Below are 16,373 nucleotides of genomic sequence, written 5' to 3'. Positions count from 1 at the left end.
TTCCTTACGAGAATTTAAATGCGTCCGAAATATTGAGCCGTGAAGCACGTAATGCGGGTAATACCGAGGCCCCCGTGGCGGTCAGGATCGGCAATACCAGGGTTATCCAGTTAAGCGCGACGCTGTCGGTTTTAATAAATGCGGTATAGCCCTGCGATTGCCCCGGCGACGGTGGCATCGCGATACCGTACAGATTAATGACGCTGGCAATGGCGTAACCTATCGCCAGACTGCCAATCGCGCCGATAATGCCGATGAAAATCCCTTCCAGTAAAAACAGGCGGGTCACATGCAGCGGTTTGAGGCCGATGGCTCTGAGCGTCGTAATTTCACGGGTGCGTTCGATAATATTCATCGTCATCGAATTACCGATCATGAAGATGACAATCAGACCGACAATCAGCTTAATAAAGAAATAGATCCCGGATAACAGCCCTTCCACCTGCTGATAAAATATCGAGGCGTCTTTCCAGTCTTTTACGATCAGCGGTAAGTTATGCTCGGCAATAAAGCCACGCAGTTTCGCCGTGAACGCGGCTGTATCGTCCTCTTTCAGCAGGATCAGCACTTTACTCACGCTGTTGGTGCCCATAATACGTTGAGCCGTACCCAGCGGAATTTTCATCGCCACGTCATCGTAATCTTTGATCCCGGATTCAAAGATGCCGCGTAGCTTCATGGAGAGCGCGCCCTGCCCGCCCTGCGTATTGACCACCAGCACGTCCAGCCAGTCGTCGTAATGCGCATTCAGCGTTTTCGCCAGGCCGCTTCCCAGCGTGATTTCGTCCGTGCGGATGCGGGACAGATCGCTGCCGGTGATTAATTTATCAAACGAGCCCAGCTTCAGTGCAGGTAGCGGTTCAACGCCCAGCGCGGAAAAATAGCTGGAGGTTTCACTCTCATACTGTGAAATAACGCCGGTGAACTCCAGCTGACCAGAGAGCGTCGAGATATCCTCAGCCAGAGCCGGATCGTTAAGAATCGCTTTCTTTAATGCCGGATAATCGTCGATCAGGCTTTTGTTTTTATTAGAGGTCTCAAAATAATTTTTGTTATAAATTTGCACATGACCAATATTGGTTCGAATCGTTTGCTCTTTCAAAATCCAGAAAGAGTAATCAATAAACCCGCCGTACAGGAAAATCGACACGCCGCCCAGCATGATGGCCGCCATGGTCGAAAACGATCGCCTTTTGTGGCGAAACAGATTTAAAAAAGCAAACTTCACGTCCCGCGATCGGAATACGACACACCAGAGGACAAAAAGCAGGATCAACAACACAACGCTATTCGCTAACACCATTTCCCCGGACATTTATTTCCCTTTCGCCAGCGGCAACAATACTTCTGTCACTTCGTTGATATCCCACTCTGGCGCACTGCCCGATGCCAGAGACGATGCCGTATTCGCATTACGCAGTTCAATCTCTGCCAGTAACGCGTCTGCCTGCCGCTTGCGTTTGCAACTCAACAGCGCGCGATAACGCATTTCGTTGATGTGTTCCACCAGCCCGGCATTGAATACGTCAGGCGTATTCAGCATTTTTTCCGTATCGTTTAACGTCACCACGCAGCGCCCGATTGACGCAGGCAGCCAGGCATCGACCCGGGCACGCATATAGCGCACCAGCATGTTGTCTTCATACAGATCAACCGCCTCGTCCAGATAGAAAAAGCCCGTTTTCCCGTACTCAGATGCGCGAATAAAATCGTTGGTCTGGAGAGCGCGATCGGCCTGACGCAACGTTCCGTAGGCATAGAAAACCAGCGAAAGAGGATTGTCGTTGGCTTTGTATTCTTTAAAGAGCGACTGCGTCATCTCTGCAAGCATGTCCGCTTCCTGCGGAAAACCGCTCTTAATGACATGCTCGGCGACGGGCGCCGGTGCGGCTTTGATGTTCCCGACATAGGCCAGGCACAGCAAAAACCAGCAAAGAAGGAAAAAATTACGATTGTGAATCATGAACTAAAACTCCGTCCTTAATTTCAACCACGCGCCGCGCACGCTCTTTAAGCTGGCTTGAATGCGTGGAAATAATAAAAGTGGTGCGCGTCTCCTGGTTAATTTTCAGCAGAAGATCCAGAATGGCCTCCCCGGTGACCAGATCGAGGTTTCCGGTCGGCTCATCGGCAATGACCACCTGCGGGTCGTGCGCCAGCGCCCGGGCGATGGCCACGCGCTGCTGCTGGCCGCCCGAAAGCTGGCCCGGTTTACGCTCGGTGAATCCCGCAAGCCCGACGCTGTCGATGAAGTGCAGCGCCCGCTCTTTGGCCTCTTTTTTCCCGACGTGGCCGTTTAACACCAGCGGGAAAAAAACGTTATCGAAAACACTCAGTACCGGTATCAGATTGAAAAACTGAAAAATAAAACCCAAATGCTTGCCGCGGATCGCCGATAATTGGTCTTCCGGCAGATGATTCAGTAATTTTTTCAGAAACATCACCGAACCGACGGTGGGTTTATCAATTCCCGACAGGATATTTAACAACGTACTTTTGCCGCTGCCGGAAGGCCCGCAGAGCGCCAGAAATTCGCCTTTTTCTATTTCCAGATTGATATTTTTCAGGGCATTGACTTTGCCTTCGCCCGAGCCATAACTCTTATAGATATTGTTCAGCGATATCGTTGGGAGTTCTTTAATTATTCCGCTCATGGAGATGTCGTTATTCCTTGCAATATTCAATGTCGAAATAGCTGTAACCAAACTGCTTGTCGGGAACGATGGTTCTTAATCGCCCCGAAAAATCAGCATGTTGTTTGAGCCAGGCAAAACTTAACGCTGGAGTCAGGCAGCCGCTGGCACCGTAGAGATCAACCAGATCCAGCGTGTTCTTCGCGGGCAGCGTCGAGCGAGACAGCAGGTCTTTTCGCAGGCCCGAAAATGCAATCTGTTCAGGAACCTGAGTGTGCTCAATGGCATCGGCCATGACGTATTGCCCACCCTTCACCCGGATAGCGCTTTCCTGCTGGCTGAAGATGAAACACCCGGCGCGTTCAACCGTTAAATTGACGTCTTCGGCCTTGCCTTTACGCTTCTCTCCCCACTTGAGGGCAATGTCTTCATCAGAAAACACCAGGATCGGGATCGCCCGGTACGCCGTGCAGATCACGACAAAATCAAACACATCCCAGCTCAGGTAGTCGTTGGCCAGGCTGAGGGCCTGCACGAAGGATTGCTTCTCACCGCGGAGCTTGCAGGTGGGAGCGTTAACCGAGAATTTCTTGACCAGATTTTTGGGCAGCGTGTCGATCGCTGAGATATGCAGCGCGCTGGAAATATTCTCAAACGGGCCGGATTCCCCCCAGGCGTCGACATAAATAAATGCCGTGCGCTGCTTCAATAACCGCATCCGCTCTTTTGTGGGCAGCGCCATAAGCGCGTCATCCGCCGCCTGCTCCATCGCCTCAAGGTATTTTTGATATTGCGGGTTACGGATCATTTCACCGGGATAGAGATCCGGCTGCGTACCAAAACGTTTTAATCCCCAGCCATGAGCGTGGGTGGATTTCATCGCCTTATTGTATAAGTGTGCTTCCCAGGCGTTTAACCAGCTGGGTTGATAGAAATAAAATTTATCTTCCGGCTCAATAAGCGAAAATGAGGATAAATACATAGGGCTCTCCATAATCGTTCAAAGGCCTCGATGAATATCAGACATCACGGCACCGATAATTGAACCATCCACGCCAACCCCTACCTTAAGCAGATGGTTTTTGTGGTGCCCAATGATGCCGCGGTCAATAACAACATGCTGCGCAACGCTATCAATAATGGCGTCGTTGCCCACGGGTGAAATCAGCTCTTTCTGCGATAACGTATGGTGACCAATAATTAAATCGACGATGCCTGAGCCGGTGGCGGTATAGCCAATCTGGCCTTTATAGGCCAGAACCGGAAGGGTATTCCCCTCAGCAAAGACCTCTATCGCTTTTGCTTCCGCTTTATCACTGATGGATGAGCCGTTGCCGTGCGGCATAATCGCGCACAGATCTTCCGTGCTGAGGTCCGCTTTTTTCATCGCGGCCTGCATCACCTTTAATACATTGGTGCTGAGCCAGGAACTGTCATTGCTTCTTCCGGCGCTGATCTGCGTGTAGGTGGTTTGCAGTCGTATCCCATGCCCCGCTTTTCTGGCGCGTCGGTGGCGCGCATTTTCCAGCAGGATCGCGCTGTATCCCTCAGCAAAAAGCACGCCTTTACTGTTTTCACCGAACGGCTGGACCAGGTGCGTATCCAGCATCGACTGGGTATCGAGGAACCAGATATCCTGGGTTTTAATTTTTGAGCAGTTCACCACCAGCACAATATCAACGCCGCCATGCTCAATTGCCTGGCAACCTAAATGCACCGCCGTCATCGCTGAATTACTGGTGCAGTTCATATTGGGCGGTAAATACTGCAGGTGATATTTACGCGCAAGATTTCCGGCAATACGATCCTGCGACATATTATCGACGTGCAGGGTCATTAATGATTTTGTCAGATGAATATCTTCAATATCATTTTTGTTATAGAAACTCTTGAAGGCCATGCCATCGACCCGAGGGCCGATGCCGGTTAAATAAACGCGGGCGTTGCACCCGGCCAGCCATTGAACATCTAATCCGGCCTGGGCGAGTGCATCGTCGATCAGACGATAAAGCAGATCTAATGCGCTATCATCCGTATGATCCAGCGTGGCAATATGCTTATTGCCATCGAACCCACACTTAATTGCCTCGTCGTCGGATTTAAACCAGGGCTTTCTTTCAACACGTTTGCCCAGCTTCAGATTTTGAATAAGCTGAATACTGTCTTCGGCAAACGGCAGACAGGAACTGAACCCCGAAATGATAGCGGCATTATCCACAATATTATCCTTTAATCACAAACGCGTAGTAGTTGCCGCCTTCCGTCGCGCCCACCAGCAGCACGTGCTTCAGGGCGAGCGTCAACGGTTCACGAACGAAGTTGATTCGCTTATCGAAGAACTCAACGGTATGAGGAATGGCGGGAACCGCCTGCTTCTTAATACAGTCAATGATGACGGCCAGGTTAAGCAGCCCGGCAGCAGACGCGACAAAGCCAAAGCAGGCGTTATAGTTCACGACCGGCACGTCCGGTTTGGCCTGAGCGAAGGCTTCAACGATGGCATCGATTTCAATGCGTGAGCTTTCATCGCTGCCGTTGCTGGTGCCGCAGACCAGATCGATCTCCTGCGCCGTGACGCCGGCATCTTTCAGCGCACGGGTAATCGCCAGCGCCATGGAGGCGGATTTCTCGTCCTGCTGAGAGGCATCGAAATAGCTGTTGCTACAGGCTTTACCGTAACCGACCACTTCTGCCAGCACCTCAGCACCACGCTCTGCGGCGCGCTGCGGATCTTCCAGCAGCAGCATGCAGGCACCTTCGCCGGGAATGTAGCCCTTCGAATCGTTACCGTAGATGTGGTAGTCGCGAGCGTCAGAGGTCATATGGAGCTTGCGGGTGACGGCATTCATATAAAGTGACATCGACGGGAAATACTCGTCCGCACCGCCCACCAGCACCTGCGGCTGCAGATCCTGACGCACGATTTCGTAGCCGTAGGTTAATGCGCCTAATGCCGCATTCTCCCCGGTCGCCAGGGTGGTGGTGTAGCCCTTGATCCCTTCGGAAATACCGCAGAACGTCGGGATTGAGTTCATCAGCGAGCCCGGGAACTCAGAGGTTCTGACCTTGCGCGGGTCTGGCTTCAGGCTTTGCAGGTATTTGTAGGTGGTTTCCTGTGGGCCGCTGGACATCCCCATCACCATGCCTAGCGCATCGCCATCACGTTTAATTTTACGCTTCGCCTGTTCCAGCGCTTCGGACAGCGCAATCAGCGCGAAGGTGCCGCCACGGGTGGCTTTACGCGGGTCAAAGCGACGCAGATGCTTACGCGGCTCAAGGCCGGTGACCTGGAAGGTTTTAAAGTGCTCGTTCGCTTCCGGACGGGTGGCCGTCAGCACGCTGAACTCTTCACCAAACAGCGTCTCAAACTGACGGGTTGATTCAAGCACATCCAGCAGCTCTTTCGCCTCTTCCAGCGTGTCTTCCGGGAAGGTGACGCCACCCAGTTCAACGGTATGGTTCTGCTTCCAGACGTTATCGAGGATCTCGTTAACGGTGTGACCAATCGCGGAGACGGCCCCCAGACCGGAAATTGCCACGCGTTTTTCGTCGTAGGTGCTGACCGGAACAGAACACGGCTCCATGCTGATAATCATGCTGCAGTTATTACCGCCGAAGGCATAATTGTTCTTCATGAAGAGGTTGATTTTCTGGTCGCGGAAGTCGTTTGGCACGTAGTCCAGATCGCAGTTTGGACGCGCGTTGTTGAAGTTCAGCGTCGGCAGAACGCGGTTATCCGGCAACGTCACCAGACACGCGATCAGTTCGACGATACCCGCCGCACCGATGTTATGGCCAAAGTAAGACTTGGTGGAGCTGACCAACAGCTTCTCGTTGTTGGCGAACACCTTTTTCATTGCCAGCGTTTCGATGCGGTCGTTCGCTTCAGTGCCGGTACCGTGGGCGTTGACGTACTCAATCTGCTCCGGGGTGACGCCCGCGTTTTCCATCGCCTTATGCATCACCTGTACGGCACCGCTGGCGCGCGGATCTGGTCCAGTTTCGTGGAAGGCATCGCAGGAGGTGGCGTAGGAGAGGATTTCACCGTAAATGGTGGCGCCGCGCGCGACGGCGTGCTCGTACTCTTCCAGCACCACGGCGCCCGCGCCTTCACCAATCGACATGCCAGAGTTGCCGGAAAACGGCGTACAGGCTTCCGGATGCATGACGTTCAGGGCATAAAAACCGGCGAAGGTTGGCAGGTAGATCGGCTCTGTCCCGACGGCCAGCATCGTTTTGCTTTTGCCGTTCTGGATATAGTCAAACGCCATGCCGACCGCGTTAGGGCTGGCCGTACAGGCGGTCGCAACCAGTTCAACCCCGCCCTGCAGTCCGAGCAGCGTAGAGACGCTGGAACAGCAGGAAGAGAAACCGCCGGAGAACAGCGCTTTACGCAGGGAGAAATCTTCCATGCGTTGTTCAAACAGCGGTAAGAACGCCTCGGTGCCCGCGGAGGAGACGCCCACAATCAGGCCCGTCTCTTTCAGGTGCGTCTTGTTCTCGGCCAGCCCCGCCTGATTCAGCGCGTCTTTACCGACCTTATAGGCCCAGAGTGCGGCATTATCCAGTGACGCAATAACGTCATCCGGTAATTCTGAATAATCAATATCATGTAACACTTCAGCCGCGCGGGCGTTTTCAAACCATTTTGAAAAACGCACGCTGTCGGTGACGCCATTTTTTTTATTTAATAATGCGTCTCTAAAATCCTGAAGGTTTTCTGCCAGTGAGGAAAGGATCCCAATCCCGGTAATAACAACGCGTTTCCGGTTTGTCTTCATAACTATGTACCACCGTGTACAGACACTAAACAGTGAGAAAGGATCCGTGGCGTTATATTGCCCACGGATATCTCACTCACTGTTAAAGATGAATAATGAATTACAGCGCGCTTTTCGCTTTAGACGCGTCGATAAAGCTGTGCTCAGTCGGATTAACCAGCATGCTCAGGTTATAAATAAATGGCATACCTTTGGTTTTTGCCGCGACAGTTTCCGTATTCGTTTGAATAGAGAAACCGCTGATATCTGACCATGCGTATTCATTTTCCAGCAGTGCCAGGGCAATGAAGCACTGCAGCGCCGGAGAGAAGACCGCTTTCACAACGTTACCCACAGCCTGACCGTCAACCAGCACGCTGTCGCCTGGAGCAATGCCCGCGCATTCCCCTTCGACGATCATGCCGATAACCTTGCGCGCGCCTTCACCGTGAGACAGTTCTTCAACGGCGTCTTTACCTACAAAGCCTTCTTTGTCGTACTGCACGGCCCACTGCAGCTGCAGCTCTACCGGGTTAAGGTTGTAGCCAGCCCACAGCGCGTCATCCCAGCCTGGGTTTTCGATACGCACAATTTTCTGGTAGTCCAGCCCGCCGGTCTGCAGCTGGTATTTGCTACCGTGCTCCAGCAGCTGCTGCCACTGATCCAGCAGCTGTTCCTGCTGGCCCACAACCATGTAGGCGAACTCGCCGTGTTTGCCGCAGCGGAATACCATCAGTTCGTTATCGGTATTCATGTACTCGTAGTAAGGCAGGCCGATGACGTCGAAACCGTGGATTTCGGACATTAGCTCCCAGGAGTAAGGTCCTTCAACCATGATTGCGCCCCAGCTCTGCTCACGCATGTCGGCAATTTCCGGGGTTTCCTGGACATCCAGCTCGTCGGCTTTTTCCAGAAGGGCATTCAGACCCGCGATCAGCTCCGATGACGGGATGTTTTCAGACAGGATGTAATAGCCGTCGGATGAGCAGAGCACGTACACGTCGCCGCGGACGGTACCGTCTTCATTCAGCACCAGAGAGTAGATCCCCTGCTCGTCACGAATAATAGAGACATCGGCAGAGACCAGGTTATTCACCAGGGCCCAGGCGTCATCACCCATCACGCTGACGATGGACATGTGGGAATAGTCCACCAGCAGGGCATTTTCACGTACGGCTTTGTATTCCACCATCGGATCATGATAGGCAGAAGGAACGTTGGCATTGTTGTAAATGCCCATTTTCGCATTGTTTTTCAAATGGAAATCATAAAGAGACTTCATAACGGGATCCTGTTATTCGCAAAGATAAATTAAGCTTTTTTCTTCTGGATGATAAACGTCGCCAGATTATTGATACTTCTCATATAAGAAGGATCGTCGCTTTCGTTAACTTTAATATCGAAAACTTTATCCAGCATGACCACGATTTCCGTTGCATCGACGGAATCCAGCTTTAAGCCATTGCCAAACAGGGCTGTATCATCATCAATTTGAGATTCATCGCGCTGAATATTTAAACGCTGAATAATCTCGGTTTTAATTGTCATCAGCACGTCCTTGCGCTGGTCAATTTCATTTTTCATTGTTGTCATGGTATTAACTCTCTCAGGGGTTTACTTACTTTCGCGGTAATTAATAATGGTGCCGTGGCTGATTAATCGCTTTCCGACGTTTGCCGTCACGGAATAGTGCTTAAAGCCATGAGCATCAGAAAATGCCAGCTTGCTGGTGACTTCAATCGAGTCGCCAGGGTAGGCAATATCTTTAAATTTTAAATTCTGGGCAGCCAGTACGCCGCGCACCTGCGCGCGGCGGGTGCGGATGATCTCCCGCATCTCATCACGCGTGATGAGCGCATGGATATCGCGTAACGATTTGAGTTCACCGCCGTACGTCTCGCTGTAGATATCGCAGATATCGGTGAGGAACGAGAGGTACTCACTGGCCTGACCAAAGATTTCAGAAATAATCACCCCGGGCATGATCGGATCGTCCGGGAAGTGCCCGAGCAGATAAGGCTCGTTATAGGTGATGTGCTTCGTCACTTTCACAAAGCCATTTTCGCCGTATTTGAAGTCATCAATTCTGTCGACCATCAGCAGCGGCTGACGCCAGCCGCCCATTTCCAGAAAGATCTTCGAGGGGATAACGTATTTAGACATAACTCACCGCATCACCAGGCCGCCATCGATAACGATGGTTTGACCCACAATGTAACTGGACGCAGTCGAGCCCAAATAGACGACGGTATTGGCCACCTCGTCACATTTGCCCAGACGACGCAGCGGAATAGAGGCGGTCACGCCGCGCACCACCGTGCGGGAGACTTTTTTCACCATTTTGGATTCAATCATCCCCGGCGCGATGGCGTTGACGCGCACGCCGTACGGTGCCAGCTCGGCAGCCAGCGTGCGGGTGAAGCCCAGAATCGCCCCTTTAGACGCGCTGTAGTTCGCCTGCCCGACGCTTGGGATAATGGCCGCAATGGACGCGACGTTGATGATGGCCGGGTTTTCTGAAGAACGCAGCAGCATTAACGCCTCTTTGGTCAGGCGGAAAATACTGAACAGGTTGGTGTCCACCACCTGGCTGAAATCATCAAAGCTCATTGAGGCAAAGAGGCTGTCTTTCACAATACCGGCATTGTTCACCAGCACATCCAGCTTGCCGACGGCTTCCGTCAGGTGAGAACAGAGTGCAGAAACGCTCTGCGGATCGGCGAGGTCGCACTGAATAATAGACAGCTTGCTGCCCGCCGGATGCGTCTCTTTCAGCTCCGTTAACTGCGTAGCATTTGATTTATACAGCGCGTAAACATCGCAGTCCTGATCGAGAAACTTCGCGCAGATCGCCAGACCAATATCTCCGCTCGCTCCGGTGACCAGAACCGTCTTTTCCTTAAGATCGTTATATTGATACATAATATTCACAAATAGTTAGGTTAATAAAGTATGACAACGGCAGTCGCATAATTCTGACAATGCGAAATACTGAGCGAGGCATTCTCGAGCTGCTTTTCGACAAGCATCTCTTTTACTCGCCCGGAAAAAATAAAATGGGGGCAACCCAATTCGTCATGGCCAATTTCGATATCCTTAAAGGTGATCCCGTCGCGATATCCACAGCCGAGCGCTTTGACGACCGCCTCTTTTGCCGCCCAGAATCCCGAGGCGCGTTCATAATTCGGGTCTTCGCGGTTAATTTTTATATTTTCCTGCTGGGTAAAGACGCGATGTAAAAAATCGGTTTGCCAGTTTTTTATCGCCCGCTCTATTCGCGAAACTTCCACGATGTCCGTGCCGATACGCATTTTTCGTACTTCCCTGTTCAGAGCTGATAAGAAACATTCAGATTAAAATTAAATTTATTCACGTCCATGCTGCCCGGGTATTTTACCGGCATGGAGATTGACGAATCGTACGCCAGGCTTTTGACGTTACCCTGAATACCTATTGTGCTGCCGATGATAATCTCTTCGCCGTAGAGGCTGTCCCGTCTTATATGGCCTGCGTCGACACCCAAATAGTAGTTAGCGTCTATGCCCCGCACCGGACGATAAACGGTATTTTGCAGGTAGTATCCGCTGTTCCCGGTGAGGCCCACGCTGTTTTCAAACCCGCGCACGCTCCACCGGTCGCCCATTGTCATTTGGTCCTGCAGCGTCAGCTCGCGCGGCGCGTATTGCGCCAAAAAAAAAGCGTTATACACATTGCCGCCGAGCTGGCGGGTATAGTTACTTTCAACATTAACAAGCTGGCTAACAGGGCTGACGTTGCCATAGATCATATCGGGCGTATGTTCCGCCCCGAACCAGCTCAGGAATCGCTGCCAGGAGAGCGACGAATCCCAGTGAGCATTCACTAACTGCTGCTTATAGTTAACGCCAACCTTGACGTTATCCATATCGCGCTTCTGCAAGACCAGCTCTTCCCCCTCCACCGTATAGCCTGATTTCCGGCGTATCAGCTCGGCGCTGCCGCTCACCTTGCGGGTTTTATCCCGATAGAGCACGCGTGATGCTTTGAGGTTTGCGTAATCACTTTTCCCCGCATAGTCCACGGTGGTGTAGAAAAGCGGTAGGGTCTGACGCGACTTGCTGGTGCTGTAGAACAGTGAATAGTTCCAGTAGCCTACCGGCAGCGCGTAGTAACCACTCACACTTTCATAGCGGCCATTGGTGCTTTTTGTTCCCGCGAGATAAAACAGGTCGCTGAAGCGGGCAGTGTTGTACAGGTAACCCACTGCAGAGGTCAGATACTGCCCCGTTTCTTTCACACCCCAGTTGTTATAGCTCGCCCGCACGCTCCAGTTTTTTTCACGGTTCGTGTTGATGTGAATCGTGCTATATCCCTGCTTTGTGCCCGGTTCGATGTTGATTTTGACGTCAACACCCGGCTCCTGCTGGAGGTTTTCCAGCCCCTGCTCAATATCGCGAATATTCAGGATGTCTTCTTTCGCAAAAGGCAGCATCAGCGGATTAATGTCGTTACTGTCGACAATAATCTTTTCAATTTTCCCTGCACTCACGTCAAGCTTCAGCGTGCCGGACGCAATGTTTTGCGTTGGGATCGTAATACGGGTGGTGATGTAACCCGCATCGATATAAAAATCTTGCAGCGCCGCGGCAATTTTCACCACGCCAATACTGCCTACACAGCGGCCGAGGATCTCTTTTTTGATTGCCCTGTCGGTCTTACGCTGAAGAAAATCATTTTCAAGAACCAGAGACCTAATCGTGAAGCAGTTCTCTTCTTGCGGTAAATCATTCAGCCTGAATACTTTACGTTCGGTACTGGAATAAACGTCCTGCCGGTATACCTTTTGTTCTTTGAAAGTATTCAAATCGGCATTTTGCTGCTGTTTAATCAGGTTATTAATACCCTCTTCCGCGAAGGCATGAAAACTTAACAGCAACAATAAGGGTAAAAATTTAAATCGCGATTTCATTAACTTTCTCAGAAAAAAAGGCAGCAGGGTCTCGTTCTGACTTTGCGCTATCAGGCGATAGCTGCTGCCTTGTGTTACACCTTACAAATTACATACCTACAACGTCGCCGGTATTGGTCACTTTATTTGCATTAAGTTCCATACCAGACAGGCCGCCAAATACGGCGTTGCTACCGCTGTTAGTCAAGTTGTTGACGGTGACACCGGCAACACCATAACTCACCATATTCAGGTAGTTATAAATATTGCCCGCTGTTTTCACCAGCAGGGTATAATCGCTCACGATATTACCGCGGTTATTAATGTCGGTACCGGCATTAATCGCGATATTCTGCGCAAGGATATTGCTGTTGGCGTTATTGGTGACATGACGCTGAGTATCAATTTTCGCGCTGGTCACACCCACGATGTCTTTAAAGTTCTCAACACCGTTCAGGGCATTAATTGCCAGTGCGTTACCTGAAGAGATGGCATTGCGGTTAGTCAGTGCACCTTTCAGGATATTGAAGTTCAGATCGCCTTTACCGCTGATCCAGCCGTAGTTGGTCACGCTGTTATCGACAGTCAGATTAACGTTCTTGTCTGATGCGATAACGCCGGTGGCCGTGTTGTTCTCCATGCTGCCATCGCTGTAGTTGCTCAGCGAACCTGCGGTCACGTCCAGGTTGCCCGCGCTGTAGGTGGTAGCATAGTTGTTATAGAACGTACCCGCTGCTTTGATAACAGCATCTGCACCGCTTACCAGCATCGCACGGGTGTTATCCAGCGTCCCTTTGGACAGCACGCTCAGCGCACCTTCATCCGCGATGATGCTGCTGTTGTTGTTGTAGACGTTCTGACCGGAAAGCGACACGCCTTCACGACCAATCATGCCGCCAACATCGCCCGTCACGCCGAAGGTTTCGCCATGATTACGAACAAAGTTGTTACCGTCACGGTTTTCAATATTCCCTGCCGCGTTAACGGAGAGCTTATTGTCCGCCACGATCATTGCGGTGTTGTTGTACACAGTGCCTTTTGCATCGACGGTAACGTTCTTACCTGCGATCAGACCGTTGTTGTTATCAACGGTGTTGGCCGCCAGCTTGATATTACCCGCCTGCGAAAGAACTGAACCACGGTTGCTGTCGAAATTACCTGTCAGCGCCAGATCGATATTGCCGTTTGCTGCAACCCGACCGTAATCGTTATTCAGTCGGTTCGCTTTCAGGGCAATGTCGCTACCGGACAGGATCTGACCGTAGTAGTTATCAACCGTTCCACCTGCAGTGATAGTCACGTCGCCAGCCTCAGAGCTGATTTCACCGCGGCTGTTATTCACGTTCCCGGCGGCAGTCAGCGTTAAATCACCGACCGCTTTGATTTTGCGCGAGTTGTTATCAATGGTATTGGCACTTAAGGTCGCGTCACCATAGCTGATCATATTCAGATCGTTATAGATGTTACCTTTCGCGCTCAATGCCAGGCTGCTGTCAGCAACGATGTTCCCGCGGTTATTGATGTCATAACCCGCGGCGATCGTAACCTTATCGCCAACCATGTTGCTGTTGGAGCTGTTGGTCACGCCACGCTGGGAATTCACCACCAGATTCTCGCCAGCGGCGATATCTTTCAGGTTTTCGATACCGGTCAGCGCGGATACCGTCAGTGATTTCTCAGCAGAAACGGTATTACGGTTGGTGAAAGAGCCGTTCAGAATGTTGACGATGGCATCACCCAGGCTGCTGATCCAACCATAGTTGGTCAGGCTGCCCTTCAGATTCATGGTCAGGTTCTTATCCGCCGCAATCACGCCCGTTGCATTGTTGTCTTCGAGCGCGCCGTCGCTGTAGTTGCTCAGGCTGTTGGCATCAATAGCCATGTTGCCCGCACTGTAGAGGGTGGAGTAGTTATTGTTCAGCGAACCGCCAACCTTGATGGTGGCATCTCCGCCACTCACCAGCAGTGCACGGGAGTTATCCACGTTGCCTTTTGCCAGCAGGGTCAGTGGGCCATCTTCAGCAACAATACGGCTCTGGTTGTTGTAGATATAATTCCCGGAGAGCGAAACGCCTTCTTTACCAACCATACCGCCGTTCTGCTGCGGCATACCGAAATAGGTGCCGAACGCAGAACCGAAATCGGTACCGTAGCGGTTTTCGATGTTATCACCCGCAGTCACGCTTAATACTTTGCTTGCAACGATGAACGCCGTGTTGTTGTTCACGCCTGCGTTGGCATTAATGGAGACGTTTTGTCCCATAATGAAGCCGCCGCGGTTGTTCAGGGCATTGGATGCCAGAGCAACATCGCCCTCTTCAGAGCTGTAAACGCCGATGTAGTTCGTGATGTTGCCACCCACCGCAATGCTAACGCCGGTTTTACCCGCCACGCCGCCGTTGTCGTTACGCATAGAGGCCGCTTTGGCGATCACTTTGCTGGTGGAGTTCAGCTTGCCGGAGTAGTTATCAATAGCGCCGGCACTTTCCAGGGAGATATCGCCATTCGACGCCATCTGCCCACCGTTGTTATTGATGCTGTTCGCCGCAATCTGCACGCCCTTCTCGGCGATAATGCCTAAAGAGTCATCGCTGGCGGTATCGGCCGTTTTGGTCGAGCCGTTGTTGACCGCACCTTTGGCTGCGATTTTCGTGAAGCCGCCCGCGGAACGGATCATACCTCTGTTGTTGTCGACGTTGCCGCCGCTGACAACGTTCACATCGCCCAGGGAGTCAACCAAACCGCTGTTGTTGTTCACCGCGGCAGACTCAAGGCCAACGTATCCGCCCTTAATCTGACCGTTGCTGTTGTTCAGCGTACCGGTTTTTAACGCCACGATACCGGCTTCAATCCCAACCGCATTGCCTTTACCGTAGTTGGTTAAGGTATTGCCGTTGGTGTCGGCCGCCAGCATACCCGCCGCCGCCATTTTGCCGTTGGTGTTGTCGACAGCGCCGCTGTTGACATAGAGGTCAGCCATCGTCGAAATGTTGCCCGAACGGCTGTTATTGAGGCTGTTTTTGTTGGTGTCCAGCGCAATCGTCCCAACGGAGGTAATATCCCCGGTGGTGTTGTTCAGTGCACCCTTGGTTTTAATATTGATCTGACCAGAGGACTCAATGCGTGCATTGTTGTTCAGCAACTGGCCGTTGGCGTCAATATTGACCCCATTGAGGCCACCCGCAATAACGCCCTGGTTACGGACGCCGACACCGCTTTCGGTGCTGACGAGGTTAATCTTATTGGCGTACATACCGCCCAGCGCAGCAACGTCAATGCTATTGGCATTACGCGTACCGGCAGCGGTTACCGACCCGGTTACCTGGCCTGCAGCGTTAACGTAGTTATTGCCCGCCACAACGTTCAGCTCGTTAGCGGTGACCTTATCCGCCACAACGACATTACGAGACAGAATTTCAGTTGGGCTGGAGTTATTCAGTTTACCCAGGGTAATGGTGCCACCGTTGACGGAGTAACCCGCCAGCTGGTCATTCTGAATATCCGGCGTACCGGTCGTCAGGGTCAATTTACTGGTGTTAATTGAACCACCACCGTTAACGGTAATACCGTTCGGGTTGGCGATAATTAAATCTGCCTTATCACCTGCGACTTCCATCATGCCGTTAATAGCAGAGGCATTTTTCGAGGTCACTTCGTTCAGAATAACTTTCGCTGAGCCGGAGGTCAGGTTGCTGTTACCCTGAATCTGGCCTGCCAGAACGGTATTCGATCCTGCAGCACTGTTATTGAAGATCAGACCGTTCTTGTCCACGTTTAACTTGTCATACACATTATGCGAAAGCCCCTTATCGTTGGCTTTGTTAATGTTAATGACAGGCACGTTTCCAGCAGAAGCAACGATACCGTTCTTCATGCTGATCTCTGCTGTGTGCGCAACAAATGGCAGAGCGAGCAGAACCGAAGCGGCAACAGGGTGCCACTTAAGCTCTAATTGAAAGACATTATTCTTTTTACTTTTCATTATTACCTACTCTTTATTACGGAATCATTACATTCTTTTAGAAATATAACTTCGCCACTCTAAATAATAAC

The 16,373-nt window shown here is 51.6% G+C and carries 13 protein-coding genes; all 13 read right to left on the bottom strand.

Annotated features, from left to right (window positions below; all coding sequences use genetic code 11):
* Positions 1-4: 4 nt before the first annotated feature.
* Complete coding sequence (locus tag HV355_RS19045; RefSeq protein WP_010427857.1) at positions 5-1,315, bottom strand: ABC transporter permease; 1,311 nt, start codon at positions 1,313-1,315, stop codon at positions 5-7.
* Positions 1,316-1,963, bottom strand: coding sequence for a hypothetical protein (locus HV355_RS19040; protein WP_126816704.1), 648 nt, complete (start codon positions 1,961-1,963; stop codon positions 1,316-1,318). It abuts the gene before it with no gap.
* Positions 1,947-2,654 (bottom strand): ABC transporter ATP-binding protein, encoded by a 708-nt coding sequence (locus HV355_RS19035; protein WP_182403049.1) that lies wholly within the window; start codon positions 2,652-2,654, stop codon positions 1,947-1,949. Before HV355_RS19035 ends, HV355_RS19040 begins: the two co-directional genes overlap by 17 nt.
* A gap of 10 nt (positions 2,655-2,664) precedes the next feature.
* Complete coding sequence (locus HV355_RS19030) at positions 2,665-3,615, bottom strand: ATP-binding protein (protein ID WP_182403047.1); 951 nt, start codon at positions 3,613-3,615, stop codon at positions 2,665-2,667.
* Between the two features lie 18 nt (positions 3,616-3,633).
* Positions 3,634-4,851: a beta-ketoacyl synthase gene (locus HV355_RS19025; RefSeq protein ID WP_108415639.1), complete on the bottom strand. Its 1,218-nt coding sequence runs from the start codon at positions 4,849-4,851 to the stop codon at positions 3,634-3,636.
* Between the two features lie 4 nt (positions 4,852-4,855).
* Positions 4,856-7,414, bottom strand: a complete 2,559-nt coding sequence (locus HV355_RS19020) for a beta-ketoacyl-[acyl-carrier-protein] synthase family protein (protein ID WP_182403044.1) — start codon at positions 7,412-7,414, stop codon at positions 4,856-4,858.
* A gap of 100 nt (positions 7,415-7,514) precedes the next feature.
* Positions 7,515-8,675 carry an aminomethyltransferase family protein gene (locus HV355_RS19015; protein ID WP_182403041.1) on the bottom strand — a complete coding sequence of 387 codons (1,161 nt, stop codon included), beginning with the start codon at positions 8,673-8,675 and terminating at the stop codon, positions 7,515-7,517.
* Between the two features lie 29 nt (positions 8,676-8,704).
* Positions 8,705-8,986: an acyl carrier protein gene (locus HV355_RS19010; protein ID WP_029484982.1), complete on the bottom strand. Its 282-nt coding sequence runs from the start codon at positions 8,984-8,986 to the stop codon at positions 8,705-8,707.
* A 21-nt stretch (positions 8,987-9,007) separates the two neighbouring features.
* Complete coding sequence (locus HV355_RS19005) at positions 9,008-9,556, bottom strand: 3-hydroxyacyl-ACP dehydratase FabZ family protein (protein ID WP_010427841.1); 549 nt, start codon at positions 9,554-9,556, stop codon at positions 9,008-9,010.
* A gap of 3 nt (positions 9,557-9,559) precedes the next feature.
* Positions 9,560-10,324, bottom strand: a complete 765-nt coding sequence (locus tag HV355_RS19000) for an SDR family NAD(P)-dependent oxidoreductase (protein WP_126816706.1) — start codon at positions 10,322-10,324, stop codon at positions 9,560-9,562.
* Between the two features lie 11 nt (positions 10,325-10,335).
* Positions 10,336-10,704 carry a holo-ACP synthase gene (gene acpS, locus HV355_RS18995; protein WP_010427837.1) on the bottom strand — a complete coding sequence of 123 codons (369 nt, stop codon included), beginning with the start codon at positions 10,702-10,704 and terminating at the stop codon, positions 10,336-10,338.
* A gap of 17 nt (positions 10,705-10,721) precedes the next feature.
* The gene (locus HV355_RS18990) at positions 10,722-12,341 is read right to left on the bottom strand and encodes a ShlB/FhaC/HecB family hemolysin secretion/activation protein (RefSeq protein WP_174340784.1); all 1,620 of its coding nucleotides are present in this window, start codon (positions 12,339-12,341) and stop codon (positions 10,722-10,724) included.
* 88 nt (positions 12,342-12,429) lie between these two features.
* Entirely contained in the window at positions 12,430-16,302 is a 3,873-nt protein-coding gene (locus HV355_RS18985; protein ID WP_182403039.1) for a filamentous hemagglutinin N-terminal domain-containing protein, read from the bottom strand.
* Positions 16,303-16,373: the final 71 nt, after the last annotated feature.

The organism is Enterobacter sp. RHBSTW-01064 (assembly GCF_014103035.1).
GTDB lineage: Bacteria > Pseudomonadota > Gammaproteobacteria > Enterobacterales > Enterobacteriaceae > Enterobacter > Enterobacter mori.
The sequence above is the reverse complement of the archived record's forward strand: the minus strand, read 5'-3'. Positions and strand labels throughout refer to the sequence as shown.

What these genes read in the sequence shown, in the direction of transcription:
- HV355_RS19015 (WP_182403041.1), bottom strand. Translation starts at nt 8,675, where the DNA reads ATGAAGTCTCTTTATGATTTCCATTTGAAAAACAATGCGAAAATGGGC.
- HV355_RS19035 (WP_182403049.1), bottom strand. Translation starts at nt 2,654, where the DNA reads ATGAGCGGAATAATTAAAGAACTCCCAACGATATCGCTGAACAATATC.
- HV355_RS19020 (WP_182403044.1), bottom strand. Translation starts at nt 7,414, where the DNA reads ATGAAGACAAACCGGAAACGCGTTGTTATTACCGGGATTGGGATCCTT.
- HV355_RS18985 (WP_182403039.1), bottom strand. Translation starts at nt 16,302, where the DNA reads ATGAAAAGTAAAAAGAATAATGTCTTTCAATTAGAGCTTAAGTGGCAC.
- HV355_RS19005 (WP_010427841.1), bottom strand. Translation starts at nt 9,556, where the DNA reads ATGTCTAAATACGTTATCCCCTCGAAGATCTTTCTGGAAATGGGCGGC.
- HV355_RS19040 (WP_126816704.1), bottom strand. Translation starts at nt 1,963, where the DNA reads ATGATTCACAATCGTAATTTTTTCCTTCTTTGCTGGTTTTTGCTGTGC.
- HV355_RS19030 (WP_182403047.1), bottom strand. Translation starts at nt 3,615, where the DNA reads ATGTATTTATCCTCATTTTCGCTTATTGAGCCGGAAGATAAATTTTAT.
- HV355_RS19045 (WP_010427857.1), bottom strand. Translation starts at nt 1,315, where the DNA reads ATGTCCGGGGAAATGGTGTTAGCGAATAGCGTTGTGTTGTTGATCCTG.
- HV355_RS19010 (WP_029484982.1), bottom strand. Translation starts at nt 8,986, where the DNA reads ATGACAACAATGAAAAATGAAATTGACCAGCGCAAGGACGTGCTGATG.
- HV355_RS18990 (WP_174340784.1), bottom strand. Translation starts at nt 12,341, where the DNA reads ATGAAATCGCGATTTAAATTTTTACCCTTATTGTTGCTGTTAAGTTTT.
- acpS (WP_010427837.1), bottom strand. Translation starts at nt 10,704, where the DNA reads ATGCGTATCGGCACGGACATCGTGGAAGTTTCGCGAATAGAGCGGGCG.